The organism is Cupriavidus sp. CPT47-8839-RL05A, from assembly GCF_058792255.1.
Genome location: NZ_JBYTEG010000018.1, coordinates 97,703 through 113,904, shown reverse-complemented (window position 1 = coordinate 113,904; position 16,202 = coordinate 97,703). Strand labels below are relative to the sequence as shown.

General features: G+C 59.2%; 14 protein-coding genes. 9 read left to right on the top strand and 5 right to left on the bottom strand.

All coding sequences use genetic code 11. The features are described 5' to 3' along the window. Window positions 1-236 precede the first annotated feature (236 nt). The 3 genes from AC3WVS_RS21920 (at window position 237) to AC3WVS_RS21910 (ending at window position 6,095) form a co-directional block, all read left to right on the top strand. Window positions 237-3,170, top strand: coding sequence for a ribonucleoside-diphosphate reductase subunit alpha (locus AC3WVS_RS21920; RefSeq protein WP_492320352.1), 2,934 nt, complete (start codon window positions 237-239; stop codon window positions 3,168-3,170). Between the two features lie 158 nt (window positions 3,171-3,328). After that, a complete protein-coding gene (locus AC3WVS_RS21915) occupies window positions 3,329-4,516 on the top strand; it encodes a ribonucleotide-diphosphate reductase subunit beta (protein WP_492320351.1) in 1,188 nt (395 codons plus the stop codon). A 292-nt stretch (window positions 4,517-4,808) separates the two neighbouring features. Further along, entirely contained in the window at window positions 4,809-6,095 is a 1,287-nt protein-coding gene (locus AC3WVS_RS21910; RefSeq protein ID WP_492320350.1) for a hypothetical protein, read from the top strand. A gap of 125 nt (window positions 6,096-6,220) precedes the next feature. Here the strand turns inward: AC3WVS_RS21910 and AC3WVS_RS21905 are convergent, their stop codons facing one another. Both AC3WVS_RS21905 and AC3WVS_RS21900 read right to left on the bottom strand, forming a co-directional pair. Continuing rightward, window positions 6,221-6,436 carry a SymE family type I addiction module toxin gene (locus AC3WVS_RS21905; protein WP_492320349.1) on the bottom strand — a complete coding sequence of 72 codons (216 nt, stop codon included), beginning with the start codon at window positions 6,434-6,436 and terminating at the stop codon, window positions 6,221-6,223. Between the two features lie 300 nt (window positions 6,437-6,736). Then, on the bottom strand, window positions 6,737-7,579 hold the full coding sequence (locus AC3WVS_RS21900; RefSeq protein WP_492320348.1) for a PGN_0703 family putative restriction endonuclease: 843 nt from the start codon (window positions 7,577-7,579) through the stop codon (window positions 6,737-6,739). A 327-nt stretch (window positions 7,580-7,906) separates the two neighbouring features. Here AC3WVS_RS21900 and AC3WVS_RS21895 point away from each other — a divergent pair, with 327 nt between their 5' ends. Continuing rightward, entirely contained in the window at window positions 7,907-8,920 is a 1,014-nt protein-coding gene (locus AC3WVS_RS21895; protein WP_492320347.1) for a M35 family metalloendopeptidase, read from the top strand. A 923-nt stretch (window positions 8,921-9,843) separates the two neighbouring features. Further along, complete coding sequence (locus AC3WVS_RS21890) at window positions 9,844-10,365, top strand: helix-turn-helix transcriptional regulator (protein ID WP_492320346.1); 522 nt, start codon at window positions 9,844-9,846, stop codon at window positions 10,363-10,365. A gap of 386 nt (window positions 10,366-10,751) precedes the next feature. On the opposite strand, the gene AC3WVS_RS21885 is transcribed toward AC3WVS_RS21890, so the two are convergent. After that, window positions 10,752-11,315: a hypothetical protein gene (locus tag AC3WVS_RS21885; protein ID WP_492320345.1), complete on the bottom strand. Its 564-nt coding sequence runs from the start codon at window positions 11,313-11,315 to the stop codon at window positions 10,752-10,754. A 2-nt stretch (window positions 11,316-11,317) separates the two neighbouring features. Beyond that, window positions 11,318-11,866: a PAAR domain-containing protein gene (locus AC3WVS_RS21880; RefSeq protein ID WP_492320344.1), complete on the bottom strand. Its 549-nt coding sequence runs from the start codon at window positions 11,864-11,866 to the stop codon at window positions 11,318-11,320. 296 nt (window positions 11,867-12,162) lie between these two features. On the opposite strand from AC3WVS_RS21880, the gene AC3WVS_RS21875 reads away from it, so the two are divergent. The 4 genes from AC3WVS_RS21875 to AC3WVS_RS21860 all read left to right on the top strand — a co-directional run bounded on the left by AC3WVS_RS21875 (window position 12,163) and on the right by AC3WVS_RS21860 (window position 14,400). Next, window positions 12,163-12,393 carry a hypothetical protein gene (locus tag AC3WVS_RS21875; protein ID WP_492320343.1) on the top strand — a complete coding sequence of 77 codons (231 nt, stop codon included), beginning with the start codon at window positions 12,163-12,165 and terminating at the stop codon, window positions 12,391-12,393. Window positions 12,394-12,708: 315 nt separating this feature from the next. Beyond that, complete coding sequence (locus tag AC3WVS_RS21870) at window positions 12,709-13,161, top strand: hypothetical protein (RefSeq protein WP_492320342.1); 453 nt, start codon at window positions 12,709-12,711, stop codon at window positions 13,159-13,161. A 56-nt stretch (window positions 13,162-13,217) separates the two neighbouring features. Further along, complete coding sequence (locus tag AC3WVS_RS21865) at window positions 13,218-14,201, top strand: phosphotransferase enzyme family protein (protein WP_492320341.1); 984 nt, start codon at window positions 13,218-13,220, stop codon at window positions 14,199-14,201. Window positions 14,202-14,232: 31 nt separating this feature from the next. After that, complete coding sequence (locus AC3WVS_RS21860) at window positions 14,233-14,400, top strand: hypothetical protein (protein WP_492320340.1); 168 nt, start codon at window positions 14,233-14,235, stop codon at window positions 14,398-14,400. 58 nt (window positions 14,401-14,458) lie between these two features. On the opposite strand, the gene AC3WVS_RS21855 is transcribed toward AC3WVS_RS21860, so the two are convergent. Continuing rightward, complete coding sequence (locus tag AC3WVS_RS21855; protein ID WP_492320339.1) at window positions 14,459-16,012, bottom strand: acyl-CoA synthetase; 1,554 nt, start codon at window positions 16,010-16,012, stop codon at window positions 14,459-14,461. Between the last annotated feature and the right edge of the window lie 190 nt (window positions 16,013-16,202).

Sequence of the window (16,202 nt, the reverse complement as noted above, 5' to 3'; positions counted from 1 at the left end):
CTATATCTAGTAGTCAAACCGGGGAGCCGGCCCAAGGGTGAGTCAGGGATCACGAAGTTCGTGCATCGTCTCGAAACCGCCCGCTAAGGCCAGCGAATCACAAGAGTCCCTGGCGAAATGTCCACGCAAAGGCAGTCTGTCCGCCCCCGACTTCACGCCGGGAGGGACGTTCTTTTCGCCGCATTTCGCCAGGGACTCTTTTGTCTCTTATTTCCAGGGTAAAAACAGGAGTTCTCATGCAAACGGCCCAGAACGAAATCACCACGGGTGGCGCCGCCGCCGGTATCGCACCGACCGCGCAGCAGACCCCCGCCAACGCCGCCAATACGAACTACCCGGATCACAAGATCATTCGTCGCAATGGCGCCGTGGTGGCTTTCGAGCCGTCCAAGATCGCCGTTGCCATGACCAAGGCCTTCCTCGCCGTGAACGGCGGGCAGGGCGCCGCGTCCGCGCGTGTGCGCGAGATCGTCGAGCAACTGACTGACAACGTCGTGCGCGCGCTGGTGCGCAGCCGCCCCAACGGCGGCGCCATCCATATTGAAGACGTGCAAGACCACGTGGAACTGGCGCTGATGCGCTCGGGCGAGCATGAAGTGGCCCGCGCCTACGTGCTGTACCGCGAGAAGCGCAAGGCAGAGCGCGCCAGCGCCAGCGCCGAGGCCGTGGCCCGCGTGCAGGAAGGCGGCGTGTCGGTCAACGTGACCGACGCCGGCGTGACCAAGCCGCTGGACATCGTTGCCCTGCACGACCTGCTCGACACCGCCTGCGCCGGCCTGGGCAAGGCCGTCAGCGCCGAGCCGATCCTCAAGGAAACGCTCAAGAACCTGTACGAAGGCGTGCCGATGACGCAGGTGTACGACTCCGCCATCCTGGCCGCGCGTACCCTGATCGAAAAGGACCCGGACTACAGCCAGGTCACTGCCCGCATCCTGCTGCACACCATCCGCAAGGAAATCCTGGGCGCCGAAGTGACGCAGGCCGAAATGACCACGCGTTACGCCGAGTACTTCCCGAAATTCATCGCGCGCGGCATCAAGGCCGAGCTGCTGGACGAGAAGCTGGCCACCTTCGACCTGGCCCGCCTGGGCGCCGCGCTGGACGCCGGCCGCGACTTCCAGTTCAACTACCTGGGCCTGCAGACGCTGTATGACCGCTACTTCCTGCACATCGACGAGACCCGCATCGAGATGCCGCAGGCATTCTTCATGCGCGTCGCCATGGGCCTGGCCCTCAACGAAACCGACCGCGAAGCGCGCGCCATCGAGTTCTACCAGCTGCTGTCGTCGTTCGACTTCATGTCGTCCACGCCGACCCTGTTCAACTCGGGCACCCAGCGCTCGCAGCTGTCGTCGTGCTACCTGACCACCGTCTCGGACGACCTGGAAGGCATCTACGAAGCGCTCAAGGAAAACGCGCTGCTGTCCAAGTTCGCCGGCGGCCTGGGCAATGACTGGACCAACGTGCGCGCGCTCGGCTCGCACATCAAGGGCACCAACGGCAAGAGCCAGGGCGTGGTCCCGTTCCTGAAGGTGGTGAACGACACCGCCGTGGCCGTGAACCAGGGCGGCAAGCGCAAGGGCGCCGTCTGCGCCTACCTGGAAACGTGGCACCTGGACATCGAAGAATTCCTGGAGCTGCGCAAGAACACCGGCGACGACCGCCGCCGCACCCACGACATGAACACGGCCAACTGGATTCCGGACCTGTTCATGAAGCGCGTGATGGAAAACGGCGAATGGACGCTGTTCTCGCCGTCCACCTGCCCGGACCTGCACGACAAGGTCGGCAAGGCGTTCGAGCAGGCCTACCTCGGCTACGAAGCCAAGGCCGCCAGCGGCGAACTGAAGCTGTTCAAGAAGATCCCGGCCATGCAGCTCTGGCGCAAGATGCTGGGCATGCTGTTCGAAACCGGCCACCCGTGGATCACCTTCAAGGATCCGTGCAACATCCGCAGCCCGCAGCAGCACGTCGGCGTCGTCCACAGCTCCAACCTGTGCACGGAAATCACGCTGAACACCAATGACAGCGAGATCGCCGTCTGCAACCTGGGCTCGGTCAACCTGGTCGCCCACCTGGCCAAGCAGGCTGATGGTTCGTACGCGCTCGACCACGCCAAGCTGCAGAAGACCATCCGCACCGCCATGCGGATGCTCGACAACGTCATCGACATCAACTACTACGCTGTCGAGAAGGCCCGCAACTCCAACCTGCGCCACCGTCCGGTCGGCATGGGCATCATGGGCTTCCAGGACTGCCTGCACGTGCTGCGCACGCCGTACGCCAGCGACGCCGCGGTGAAGTTCGCCGACAGCTCGATGGAAGCCGTGTGCTACTACGCCTACCAGGCCTCCACCGAACTGGCCGAAGAGCGTGGCCGCTACGAGACCTACACCGGCTCGCTGTGGGACCGCGGCATCCTGCCGCAGGACTCGCTCAAGCTGCTGGCCGAAGAGCGCGGCGGCTACCTGGACGTGGACCTGTCCAGCACCATGGACTGGGACAGCCTGCGCGCCCGCATCAAGCAGCACGGCATGCGCAACTCGAACTGCATCGCGATCGCGCCGACCGCCACGATCTCGAACATCATCGGCGTGTCCGCGTGCATCGAGCCGACGTTCCAGAACCTGTACGTCAAGTCCAACCTGTCGGGCGAGTTCACCGTGGTCAATGACTACCTGGTGCGCGACCTGAAGGAACGCGGCCTGTGGGACGAAGTGATGGTCGCCGACCTGAAGTACTTCGACGGCTCGCTGTCGCGCATCGACCGCATTCCGCAAGACCTGCGCGACATCTACGCCACCGCGTTCGAAGTCGAGCCGACCTGGCTGGTGGAAGCTGCCAGCCGCCGCCAGAAGTGGATCGACCAGGCCCAGTCCCTGAACATCTATATGGCCGGCGCCTCGGGCAAGAAGCTGGACGACACCTACAAGCTCGCCTGGCTGCGCGGCCTGAAGACTACGTATTACCTGCGCACGATGGCTGCCACGCACGTGGAGAAGTCCACCGTGTCGCGCGGCTCGCTGAACGCGGTGTCGTCGGGCAGCGATAGCAGCTCCGCTATGGACGCCGCTGCCGCATCGGCCCCGGCCATGCCGGAAGCGGAAGGCGCGGTCTGCACGATGCGCCCGGGCGACCCCGGCTTCGAAGAGTGCGAAGCCTGCCAGTAAGGCAAAAAAAGACTACAGAGCAAAAATCCACCCCCTGTTTGCTCCCCTCTCCCGCATGCGGGAGAGGGGCGGGGGTGAGGGCCGGCGCATCAACGAAGTGAAGCGTCAAACCTGACCAACCACCGCGCCCCCCAAACCGAATCACGGAGAACCACATCATGCTGAGCTGGGACGACGACGTTCAAGCCACTCCGCAGGCCGCACCGCAGCCTGCCCTGCAACCCGCTGCATCGGCTGCCACCGCTGACCAGCAAGGCGTCCTGCCGCCGAGCGCCACGCAAGCCGGCGTCCTGGGCAACAACCCCAACGCCGCCGCCGCGCAAAGCAACCGCCGCGTCAACGCCGCCGACAAGCGCGTCATCAACGGCTCGACCGACGTCAACCAGCTCGTCCCGTTCAAGTACAAGTGGGCGTGGGAAAAGTACCTGGCCGGCTGCGCCAACCACTGGATGCCGCAGGAAATCAACATGTCGCGCGACATCGCGACGTGGAAAGACCCCAACGGCCTGACCGAAGACGAGCGCCGCATCATCAAGCGCAACCTCGGCTTCTTCGTCACCGCCGACTCGCTGGCCGCCAACAACATCGTGCTGGGCACCTACCGCCAGATCACCGCGCCGGAATGCCGCCAGTACCTGCTGCGCCAGGCCTTTGAAGAGGCCATCCACACGCACGCCTACCAGTACATCGTTGAATCGCTTGGCCTGAACGAAGCCGAGATCTTCAACGCGTACCACGAAGTGCAGTCGATCCGCGACAAGGACGAGTTCCTGATCCCGTTTATCGACACGCTGACCGATCCGTCGTTCAAGACCGGCACGCCGGAAAACGACCAGAAGCTGCTGAAGAGCCTGATCGTGTTCGCCTGCATCATGGAAGGGCTGTTCTTCTATGTGGGCTTCACGCAGATCCTGGCGATGGGGCGGCAGAACAAGATGACTGGGGCGGCGGAGCAGTATCAGTACATCCTGCGGGATGAGTCGCTGCACTGCAATTTTGGGATTGACCTGATTAACCAGATCAAGCTGGAGAATCCGCATCTTTGGACGGCGGAGTTCAAGGCTGAGATCACGGAGTTGTTCAAGAAGGCTGTTGATCTTGAATATCGCTATGCTGAGGACACCATGCCGCGTGGCGTGTTGGGTCTGAATGCGCCGATGTTTAAGTCTTACCTGCGGTTTATCTGCAATCGTCGTTGCCAGCAGATCGGCCTGGATCAGCTGTTCCCGAATGAAGAGAATCCGTTCCCGTGGATGAGCGAGATGATCGATCTGAAGAAGGAACGGAACTTCTTTGAGACTCGGGTTATTGAGTATCAGACGGGTGGGGCGTTGAGCTGGGATTGAGGTTGTTTTATTTCAGTTAGTGAATAGGCTAAATTCAGGACGAAAATGGGGGCAATGGCTCCCATTTTTGCGACTGGAGATTAAACGGCGCTATCGACTAGAAGTGGGCCTTCGCGAAAATCAGGTTCTTGGCGCCTCAAGCCTACCCATCAAATCAGAACGCAGTCGGAGCGTCTAGGTCCGCTAACAATCGGTTCAGGATGCTAGACGAATTTTGCATATTGCCACCCGTGATGTCGTATGCTGTTGGTCAAGGTGGGGCGATATTTTCCTATTGGGAGAGCGGACCAGTATGGCAGCAAAAGATGTTGATCAAACGGCAAGTGATGGGGTGAGAGAAGCGACCGATAGAGGGACTCGATCGGCAGCGAAGAAGATTGTGCCGAAGGTATCGAAATCACTAAAATCGGATCCAATCGCAGAACATAACGCCCGAGTTGCGGCAGCCGTCCAAAAGAAGGCCGCTCGCGGTTCACGCCCTTTCCCTGCTTGCCCATTCGAGGAGGCTGTACTCTTCGCAAAGCAGATGTACGAGTTCGGGGCGGGTCGTTCAGTTCGAAAGATTTCTCTGTTCGACCATATAGGCAAATCACCAGATAGTGGCCCTTCGCGACAGTTGATTACTAACTCAGGGAAGTACGGTCTGACCAAGGGCGGCTACCAAGCGGAGGTACTTGAACTCACCCCCGAGGGGGTTAAGGTCGTAGACCTAGATCAGCCTCAACGCGAGCGAGCGAAGGCGCGGATATTTCTGGCGCTGGAGAACATTCCCGTATTCAAGAAGCTGTACGAAGACTTTGTGGGGGGTAAGCTTCCGCCTAAGGGAGCGTTGATCGATGTCGTGAAGGCTCAGGGAATCAGCAGCGATCTCGCTGATGAAGCGGTCGAAACTTTCACCGTTAACCTTCGCGATGTGGGATTGTTGCAATCTCTCGCGGGTGCTGAGCGAATTATCACGATCGACCACTATCTTGACTCACTCCCACAGGCGAGTGTTACTCAGCAAGTGCGATCGGCTGCTAGTCAAGGGAGCGGCTTCGCGATAGGAGCAGAGACCTCGGGGGCGTTGGTGACGTCCGATCAAGCGCGGTATGAGACTGCTTGCTTTTACATAACTCCTATCGGATCTGCGGGCTCTGACGAACGAAAGCACTCGGACCTGATGCTGGGTTCTATCGTAGAGCCTGCTCTTGAAGGATTTGGACTCACTGTTGTCCGCGCTGATCAGATTGACAAGCCAGGCACCATCACTCGTCAGGTTTTTGACTATCTCTTGCGAGCCCGGCTTGTCGTGGTTGATCTTTCGTTCCACAACCCGAATGTGTTCTACGAACTTGCAGTTCGCCATGCCGCTCGCTTGCCAGTCGTACAGATCATTCGTACTGCCGACAGAATTCCATTCGATGTAAATCAGATGCGGACAATCGCAATCGACACCACTGATATCTACAGCCTAGTCCCACAGTTGCAATCATACGTCGCGCAGGTCGCCAGCCATGTCAGGCGAGCCCTCCAAGATCCAGATGCCGTCGATAATCCCCTTGCCACGTTTTACCCTGCGTTTCGCGTACAAATCTAAACTTGGCATTGGCGAGACATGAGGGGCGGGGGCAGAGCCTTTTGCCCCAATGTACGCTTCTTTTGTAGGCAGACGGCTTTGGGGTCACCGACAGCCGTTTTGCCCGCGCCAGTTAGACCTCGCTGCTACGCCACCCAGATCATAATGCGTTTGCGTAGCACTTTGACCTTCAGCGATTGCCCGACATTGAACCCTGCCTTTTCTAACCAAACACCGCGCAGTCGAATCCACGGAATTGCCCGCAGGCCGGTAAAGCCATTGCTGTTGTCTGGAACGACGGGAAAGTAGGAGCGGCTAATCTTGACAGTGCGAATGGGTGTTGGCGAATTTCGTTTCGTCATGACAATCCTTGCGAAGATTGTTAAGTTCGCCCCTGCTCAGAGGGCGGCCAGGTACGTGAACACCGCTCGCAAACGGCCCGCATGTTTCCCCTTTCGGGTCTTGTATCGATGCGCGCTACCCGGCCTTAGCGGAAGCTATGGACGAGAAAACACCGCAGTCTGTCGGGTGCGGTGAGGCCGTTGCGAGTGGTGTGTTCAGCACCAACGGCAAGGCTAAGAGTTGCAAATACTGCCGCCAATGAGACGACTCTGCATTGTGTTACCGCAACCCACGTCCCGATGCCAGCAGTTCCCAGTCATCTAGTCCATCGACTGTCGGAAGTACCTTTCCCCCAAATAGTCGAGATAGGTCCGATACTCTGGCCGACAAGCTGAACAAAGCTCCCCGAAGATCGCCTGGTAACTGATGGCTTTGAACCTCAGTTCATCGCCAATCAGCCCTTGGAACCTCCGGATCTCGTCCCGATGACGCTCGCCGTGTGGTCCCGGCCAATCGAAGTACACGTACCGCAGCACCCAACGGTCTCCGTACTGACGAGCAAGCGCAAGGGCATGCTTAAGTAGCTGAGGCGCGCCAATGTGCCGGAACGCTTCCCGGCCGTCTTGCAGGGCTTCTGCGAGCGCCTGTGCCCGCGGCAACTCGACCTCTTCCCAGCGCCGACGCCCTTTTGCAAGGTATGGCGGCCTGAACGCCTCACCCACCTGCGTTGCCTTGCCACGCAGCCATTCCGTGAACTTGCTCTCCACGCCGGCCATGACGCCGTTCGCCAGTGGCAGGCACACATCCAGGTTGGCGTGACTGTCGACGCCGGTGGAAAGTTTGGATTCGAATAACGCTGCGGTGGAGCAGGAGGGTAGCGCCAGCGCTTTCATCAATGGCGTGGCATCCGCGCAATCGGTCCAGAAATCGAAGATGTTCGCGGCCAGCGCAGAAGACGAATGCAAGGCTCGCATCTTTGCCGGCCTGTCTCCACGCTCCAGCAGCTCGCCACCATTGCCATTTGCAAACGCCGCTAACGTTGCTGGCGAAAGTGGTCGCATCAGATTCAGGTCCAGATGGGAGACATAACCGCGTGCGTCAAAGGCGATGCCCCGGTTCGCTGCCCATTCCTGCTGTTCCCTACAAATGGCTGTTACAGACATGAATCGTCTCCGTCGAGCGCGTTCCCAAGCTGACCGGCGGTCATGCAAGGGATCATGGTTACAGATGGCGATTGTTTATCAGTTGAGAAGGGCAGGGAATCCGCCGAATGGTGGAGCGGGAAATATGCGCTAGCCGATGTCCGACATCGTCCCGCCAACGAGCCAACGTGTTATCGCGACCTCTGACCATGGCTCCATCACCCGCGGCGCCCCCGGCCAACACAGTGCTGACGCGCCCCTCGTGTCTTTGGGATCTTGATCTGCCGTAAAGACAGCACTACGTACGCCACGTATAGAACCTCAGCCCAACGACAAAAGGAGAGGACCATGGCTGATGTTCGAAATGCACTCCGAGACGGGGACGCGACAAGTACCGGCGGAACGCTCATCGGTACCGGCGACATGTGGCACCACAACGTTCGTGTAGCCGTGGACGGAGATTTCGCCACGTGCCCTGTGTGCAAAATGGGTGGAAGGGTGGTCAATGACTGCTATCCGGCCTTTGACCTGATGGGCAAGCAGATACTCGTCGAAGGGGCGCGGGTGTATTGCTCTTGTGCCGTTAAGCCATTTGTCATTCCTTCCCAAAACAACTTCACCATAGAGGTGAATCAAGGAACATCCATTGCAGGCGCGTCATGGAAAGAAGCCAACGCGCCGCAAACATTCAACAAGCTTTCGGAAGGCGTTACCGGCAACGAGCACACTTCGGACGAGGCAAGGATCTGCCCGAGTATGAGCAATGAAATGTTCCACAAGATAATGAGTCGGCTTCGTGATAAGGCGGTTCGCCTTTTAGGCGACCGCCTCGGCGAACTTGAGCGATGGAGCCGTGCGGATCAGGACAAGGTCAGTCTATGGTTCGGCTCTGCATTGCCCGAAACGCGAACTACCCTGCTCGACGGTCTCGTCCGGATCCGCGAAATTATGAAAGGCTTGACGGCAAAGAACTACGAGCGAAGCACGCCCGAAGCGCTTGCGCGGGTCGGATGTGTACCACGATCCGGGTCAGGGCAAATTCCCGCTTCTGCGAGCGTTTGCAAGCCGGACGGTACCTACACGATCTTCATCGGCGACATATTCTGCTCCCAACCAGATGAAAACAATCGCTATGACGGCATGCCTCTTGCAAAGGACTCCAAGCTGGTAACGTTGATTCACGAGGTGTCGCATTTTCCCGCTGCGATGAATACAGATGACCACTGGTACAGTATGACGCGCTCGCAGGAGCGGGCGGCTGCCCGCGATATGTTCTGCTTGAGCAATGCCGACAATATTGCCGCCTACGTGGTGAACATCCCGAACTGGAACGGGGATAAGCCGATTTGGAGGCAGCAATGAAGAGGATTCTCGTCTTGTTGGCACTCCTGCTTGCCACGCCCATACCTTCCTTCGGCTGCAGCTTGGGTAACCTGGAGTTGGATCCCATCTTCGAGCCGGGTGCTTCTCGTTTGTCTGCGCAAGAGATGCTGCGATTGGCCGACTGGCGGTCTGAACTGAGGCTCAGGTTTCCAAATGCGGGCGAGTTCTACGTTGAGGTCCAGGCAAACAAAGCTGCGGGCGTACCCGCTCGGCTTGCGGAAATCCGGCGGATACACCTAATGGAAGCCCTCCGGAACCTCGGCGTCGGGGTGGCTGATATCCAGGTGTCCAGAGTTGTCGAGAGAAGCGTTGACCCAGCGCACCTGGCAAGAACGGACCTGAAGCCGCAGGTAGTCCGCTACATCAATACTGCCGCTATTGCGATCAACCCCAGATGCCCACATGCTTGTTGTCCGGGGCCACAACCTATCCGGCACTGATCCAAGTATCAGGAGTGTCGTGGACCTCGGCTTCGCTCGACGGTGTCGTGTTGCTGCATGACATATCGACATGGGTCGGCGCGGCCGAGTTCTTGGAATGGTGCACATGATTTGAGGCCCGTCACCCGGCACGGATTTCGCATCTGGAGGGGACGCGGTTCAATCCGCCGAACCTTGCGATCAGCGCTGCGTTGAACCTCCGGGGCGTGGCGATGGGGCGCACGGCTATGGTCTGTGACGAGATCAGGGGCGGACGGCTGGTGAATGTCTTTGGCAAGCACGTACGCGCGCCGACGCGCCACATGCTGCTTTGCTCGTGATCCTGAGGATCGGCGTGTGACGATCTTCTCGACGTGAATGAAGAGCGGGCACGCCTAAGGTCGCCTCTATTGCCCCCGCAATAACAAGGAATGCCGCTGCGTGAATGACGACGCCCCATACATTGCAGACCAAGAAATAGCCATGGAATACGCCTTCACTTTCAGATTCCTGCTGTCGCAGGTCGACCACGACATCGAAGCACTGGCCGAACGCCTGGGCGAGGCAGGTTGTGATGACGCACTCGTGGGTACCGGCCTGCCAGGACGCGTGGCGTTGTCATTTGTCCGCGAGGCAGATTCCGCTAAGTCGGCCATGGTAAGCGCCCTTGCCGATGCCCGGCGCGCCATGCCGTCCGCGACGCTGATCGAAGCGGTTCCCGATCTGGTGGGACTCACCGATATCGCCGATGCCGTCGGCATGTCCCGCCAGAACATGCGCAAGTTGATGATCGGCTATCCCGAGTCTTTCCCGGCGCCGGTGCATGAAGGCAGCACCACACTCTGGCACTTGCTGGATGTGCTGGTATGGCTGGATCAGCGCGATTACAGCATTGACCCGATCCTTCTGGATGTCGCCGGCACGGCCATGCAAGTCAATCTTGCCCGGTGCGCCAGTCAGGTGGTGCCTGCCATGGCGCGGGAGTTTCGGGCGCTGGTGGGGTAGGGGCAACGCACTGGAAGACACCCAAGTGTTCGACAGCCGGGGGCGGGCGAGGGAGTCGACCAAGAACGGCGAATCACTCAGCGCTTCCGAACAGACCAATTCCCAGTGGTGGATCAAACGAATCGGCTTCATCGGTCCAACCGTCGAGGTTGCCGCATTTCATCCGGTAGGAAACTACAGCTTTCGTCTCGACGTTGACCAGTCGGCATCGTGTGCCCGGCGGAGCGGTTCCCTTGAAAGGCCCGTGCCGCTGCAATACGTCAAGCGGGTTATCGTGCAGCGGAACGGGGGCTACTGCCGTTCGCCCCGCGACGTCGATGACATAGCCGCTGAACCAAGCGTATGCGAGGCACAACGCAGCAGCACATGCACTCCAGATGAATACCCTACCAATTGCCGGACGCGCCACCCTCGTAACCCTTCCCGTAGAACCTACGTTCGATAAGCCTGTTTGACTTTTCCAGTGCGGCGAGCAACTCCGCAGGGGATACTGGCGTCGGAAAATAGCGGGGGTCATGCGCCATGATGCCAATCATCTCCAGCACATCCGCGACATTCGAACTACATGAGTTATTGAGCACACTATACTCTGCGTCTACCATCACCCGTCTGTCCAGTTCATCGCGGAGAATGGTCTTCTCGCGCGGGGTAACCCATAGGTACAGCCCAGCCACATCGCGCTTGACCCTTTGCGTATTGCTCTTAAGGTATTCCGAAAGCGAGCCCTTGTAGTACCGTTCATGCGCTCGGCTGTACACCGTACCGTCGATTCCTATTGCAACGTGTCCGAAGGCGGAGGCAGGGCGTGGCAAGCTATCGAAGACAAACACTTCTACGTACTCTCGCTCGATATAGACTGACTTCGGTTCGTCATTACTGGCAGGTGTAGTCGTGCGCGTGGCGACCTTTGTCATCCGCTTGCCGTTTGGGGAAATGATCGTATTGGTCATGCTCATCCTTCCACATAAATTGCGACGTCTTCCGATTGCGCGACACTTGATAGCAGGTGGGTACGGCCATCGGCATCTGTCGTGCCATGTTCAACTTCACCATTTCCTCGCTTGATCGCGTAAGCAATATTCGGAACTGGATCCTGCGAGCTCCCGTCGCGAATAACATAGCGCTCGTCATATGCAAGCCCCAAAACACTATCTTCAGATGCTCCGCCATGGACAGCGTTACTCGCAATCTGTGCTTGGCCGTACCCGCTGCGAGAGACCTCGATCGTGAAATCGTGCTGGGTATGGAGAACGACGGGCCTGTTTGCGCACCTGCAATTGACGCGGGCGCCACTCACTAGGATTTGTTTGCCGAGAATGTCGAAAGCCGGGTAGCAATCGTTCATCACCGATCCGGTTGATTTGCAGGCCGGACACGTCGCAATGTCCCCTTCCACGCCGACGCTCACGCCATGGTGGATCATGTGGTTTGTATGGGCGATGAGTTGGCCACCTGTAGTGGTTGGGTCGCCATTCTTTAGTGCGTAACGAATATCTGGCATTGGTTCCCTTCGGCTGGAAGAAGCTCCATCAAGCGTGACAGAGCGCCACCATGGGATAGAACCGCGCGAACGTTGCGACGTCAATAGAGAGAACATCTTCCGCGGCGCCCGATCAACGCAGTGCCGGGGTACCCCCACGCATCTTCGGGATGTTGATCTGCCGTAAAGACAGCACTAAATACACCGCGTATAGAGCTTCTGCGCAACTTCGAGATGAAGGCCCGGATGTGCGATCAGTTCTGCATCGCCGATGCGAACAACATTGCAGGCTATATCGTCAACATCGGAGATTGATCATGCTGCGAAGACTCACCGCTGCCCTGCTGTTCAAGTGGTGCAGCCCCACATTCCCTTGCGCGCTGATCGGCCTCGAGCACGAACTCAGCTTTGGCAACGCCGACAGCGTCTTGCCGGCAGCGGAAGTCCGCAAGCTGGCCGAGTGGAACGCAAGAATGAAGAGAGCTTTCCCAGTGGAGGGCAATATGCCGTCTTTGTCAGGCGAGCATACAGCGGACGGCCATCGATGAATCTAGCCATGATGCGCCTGGAAAGCGCCAAGGCAGCTTTGGGGGCCATCGGTCTGGTGCCGGAGCGGATCGAGCATTCGGAAATCGATACCGCGATTCTTGAGCTTCGGACCAGTGGTAAGAGCGTGGGTCCAGTAAGCGAGGTCTATGTAGCATTTCAACCGGCCTGTCCGCATCCGTGTTGCCTTGGGCCACAGCCAATCCGGTAGAAACCAATCCCGGGACTGGAGGGACCTTCTTGTACAAAAGGAGGCCAGACAAATGAAATAATTTGCTTGCAAGATACCCGGCCTTGCCCTGTCTTCGGTGCTGCTAATGGGTGCCGGAGTCCTGGCCGTACTCCTATATCCATTCTCGCTCTCAAGCGACAATACGACGATCGATGTCATCTACATGCAGTACGCCTGCGGGGACTGCTACGTACAGTACCGGGTGCTAAAGGCTGGTGGAGAGGGTGGCCAGATGCAAGCCAGAACGTTCGATAACGAGAACGATACCCCGACGCGGTTCATTGGCTGGGATGTCGTTGTTCTATACAAGGGCTCTGACCAGCCGCTTATCAAGTACGTGGACCCAAGCACCGCCTCACGCAATGACTGCATGAGCCCCGTCGTCCGGTTGCGGGGGCGGTTCAAGCGCAAGCTGATTAACATGCTCTTCTACACCGGCGACAGATACGATGGCATCTACTTTGATGCAGACACCGCATCGATCGTCCCGAACGGCATCCACGGCTGCAGGCCGAGTCGCGGGGCGTCGATCCGATAGTCTATCGATCCGTAGGGCGCTCCCCGGTCCTTGCCGTGAGACAGGTCGCATAGGCCATGACCATTGATCACGAAACCAAATCGGCTGGCGACGTCGCAATGGTGCGGCGGGCCGTCGCAACCGTCTACGGCATAGACGCGATCGAAGTGCATGAAGTCGTGCACGGGGTGAATCGAACATTCTCGCTGACGGATTCCGCCGATCGGACCTACTACCTTCGTCTGTACAGAACCCATGGACGAGGCGAAGTCGAGATCGACGCCGAGCTGCGTTTGCTAGCGCGAATCGAGCGGGATGATCTGCTGGAAGTATCGAGTGCACATTCAACGCTCCGGGGCGGAAGGCGCTTTCGTCTTGCCTTGTCGGACGGTGCTATACGTCATGCAGCTTTGTTTGACGCGGCAGTGGGACGTCCTGTGGAGATGACCTGTGATGATCTCGCTGCAGCCGCGAACGCGCTGAAGCGTCTTCATGCGCAGCCTGCGTTGGGCGAGCTCGCACCAAGCAGACATATTGCAGAGCTTGGTGAGGCATATCGGACGCTGAACCGTTTGGCCGAAGCGTTCGCCTTTGCCGGTAGCGCAGCAGCGACAGTCAGGGACCGTTGCAAGCACTTGGCGGCTGCCGGTTGGCCGCCTGCCGGTATGCCCATCGGCTTCTGCCATGGCGATTTCCGAATGGCGAATATGCGGATCGAAGGCAGGCGAGTCACGTTGTTCGACTTCGACGACTGTGGATGCGGGCCGCAATGGTTTGACCTGGCCACCATTGGATGGTGGCTCGAGACCGAAGGCCGAGACGATTCAGCGTCTTTGTGGCGTGCGTTCGTCAATGCCTATATGCCAGCGTTGTATGGCTCCCCGGGGTTTCGCCATTCGATCCCTGCTCTGGTCCTGCTTAACGAGATCAGGTCGATCGGCATTCTCCTTGATTACTGTCTACTGGAGGAGACCACTTGGCGCGAGCTGTGCAAACGTGTGGATGATCTGAGCTACCGCGCAGTGTCAGGTCAGTTGGCCATTGACCGTTGGTTCGCGTAAGCAAGAAGGAAATACCAGCGAAGGGGCTCTCATGAAGATTGAGATCCGCACTGCGAGGCATAGCGATCTCGAATGGTACAAGCTTCTGCATTCCGACGAGGCGTTCAACCGATGGATCGCGCGAAGCATCAACGATCCGCAGTCCATGGAGAACGTCCCGGCCAGATTTGTCGGCGAGCGTATCGTTGGTGCTACTTGATACAGCGTTGTACAAAGTGCCTTCCCGGCACACGTTCGGGAGGTGGGCACCCATTCCGCTAGTTGACGTTGCGCCCCTTCCCATCCCAGTACGGCGCCCGCAACTCCCTCTTGAGAATCTTGCCCGCAGCGGACAACGGCATCGCGGTACGGAACTCCACCGACTTCGGGCATTTATAGCCCGCGATGAACTGCCGGCAGTGCTCCCTGATCTCGTCTTCGCTCACCGCTGCACCTGGCTTGGCAACAACGATCGCATGCACGGACTCGCCCCATACCGGATGGGGGATGCCAATGGCTGCGCACATTGCCACGTCGGGATGGCGGCCAATGGCATTCTCGACTTCTGCCGAGTACACGTTCTCGCCGCCGCTGACGATCATGTCCTTCAGGCGGTCGACAATGAAGATATGGCCCTCTTCATCCATGTATGCGCCATCCCCGGTGTGGAGCCAGCCGTCGCGCAGGGCGCGGGCAGTTTCCTCGGGCTTGTTCCAGTAGCCACGGGTGACGCTCGGCCCGCGAACGATCAGTTCGCCCACCGAGCCGCGGGGCAGTTCTGCGCCATCGGCATCGACAATCTTTACGGCGAGTCCGTATGCCGGCCTGCCGACCGAAAGATGCAAGCCGAGTGTGCGGGCGGCCTCGCCATGGTTCTCGGGCGGATTCGTGCAGACAATCATGGTCTCTGTCAGCCCGTATGAGTGCGCAAAGTCCACACCCGGCAGCTTTGCCAATGTCTGCTCAAGTACCGATGCAATGATCGGCGATGCGCCATAGCCGATCCGGCGCAGGGTGGAAAGGTTGCGCTTGCCGAAATCCGGGTGCTGGATCAGCATCTGGATCATTGTCGGCACGAGGCCGAGATCCGTGATGCCCTCGCGTTCGATGGTCTCGAGCGCCTCGCCTGCTTCGAACGACGGCACGATGACGTGAGTCTCGCCGGCGATGAATTGCATCAGCAGCCGGTTCATCGCTGCGATATGAAAGAAGGGGCCGGAGTGCAGCACGCGGCCGTTCCGGATTGGCGGCGTATCGGCCATGCGCTGGATGCAGCCAGTCCACAGGCTCATGTGGGTCATCATGACGCCCTTCGGGAAGCCGGTGGTGCCGCCTGTGTACATCACAATGGCGAGGTCTTCGTAGCCGCGATGGGCATCGTTGGCCGGCGCCGCTTCTCGAATCAGCGTGTCGAACGACAGCATGCCGGCGGGCGCCTCGCCATCGCCGGCATGGATCAGAATCGGTGAGCGCCGGGCGGTCGTGCGGATGCCATCCGCCATGTGCAGGAAGTTGTCGTCGACGATCAGGATGCCGGTGTCGCAGTCATCGAGGGAATAGACCACTTCCGGCACGCTCCACCGCGAGTTGACCGGATTCAGCACACCGCCGCCCCACCAGACGGCCATCGCATATTCGAGATAGCGGTCGGAGTTGAGCGCAAGCATTCCGACCCGGTCGCCGCGCCCCATGCCCAGGGTCTGGAGCGCACCCGCCAGTCTGGCAACGCGGTCACCGAACTCGCGGAATGTGCGCTGGCGCCCGCGGAAGATCGTGGCCACTTTCTCCGGCGATTGCTGAAGGGATCGGTGCAGGGTATCGGTCAGGTTCACGGGAGATGCTCCGTCATGTCATGCTGCAAAGAGAAGCGATTGAACCATCGGGCACGGACTTGCGGCACAGGGTTATCCCGGTAACGAAGGCTGCCCCACCCGATCCGGGTTGGGCGAGCGTGGCATGCGTTCGTGCCGCGGGACGCAAGCAACTCTGTCCTGATCGTCGACACGCCGACGTAGGCATACG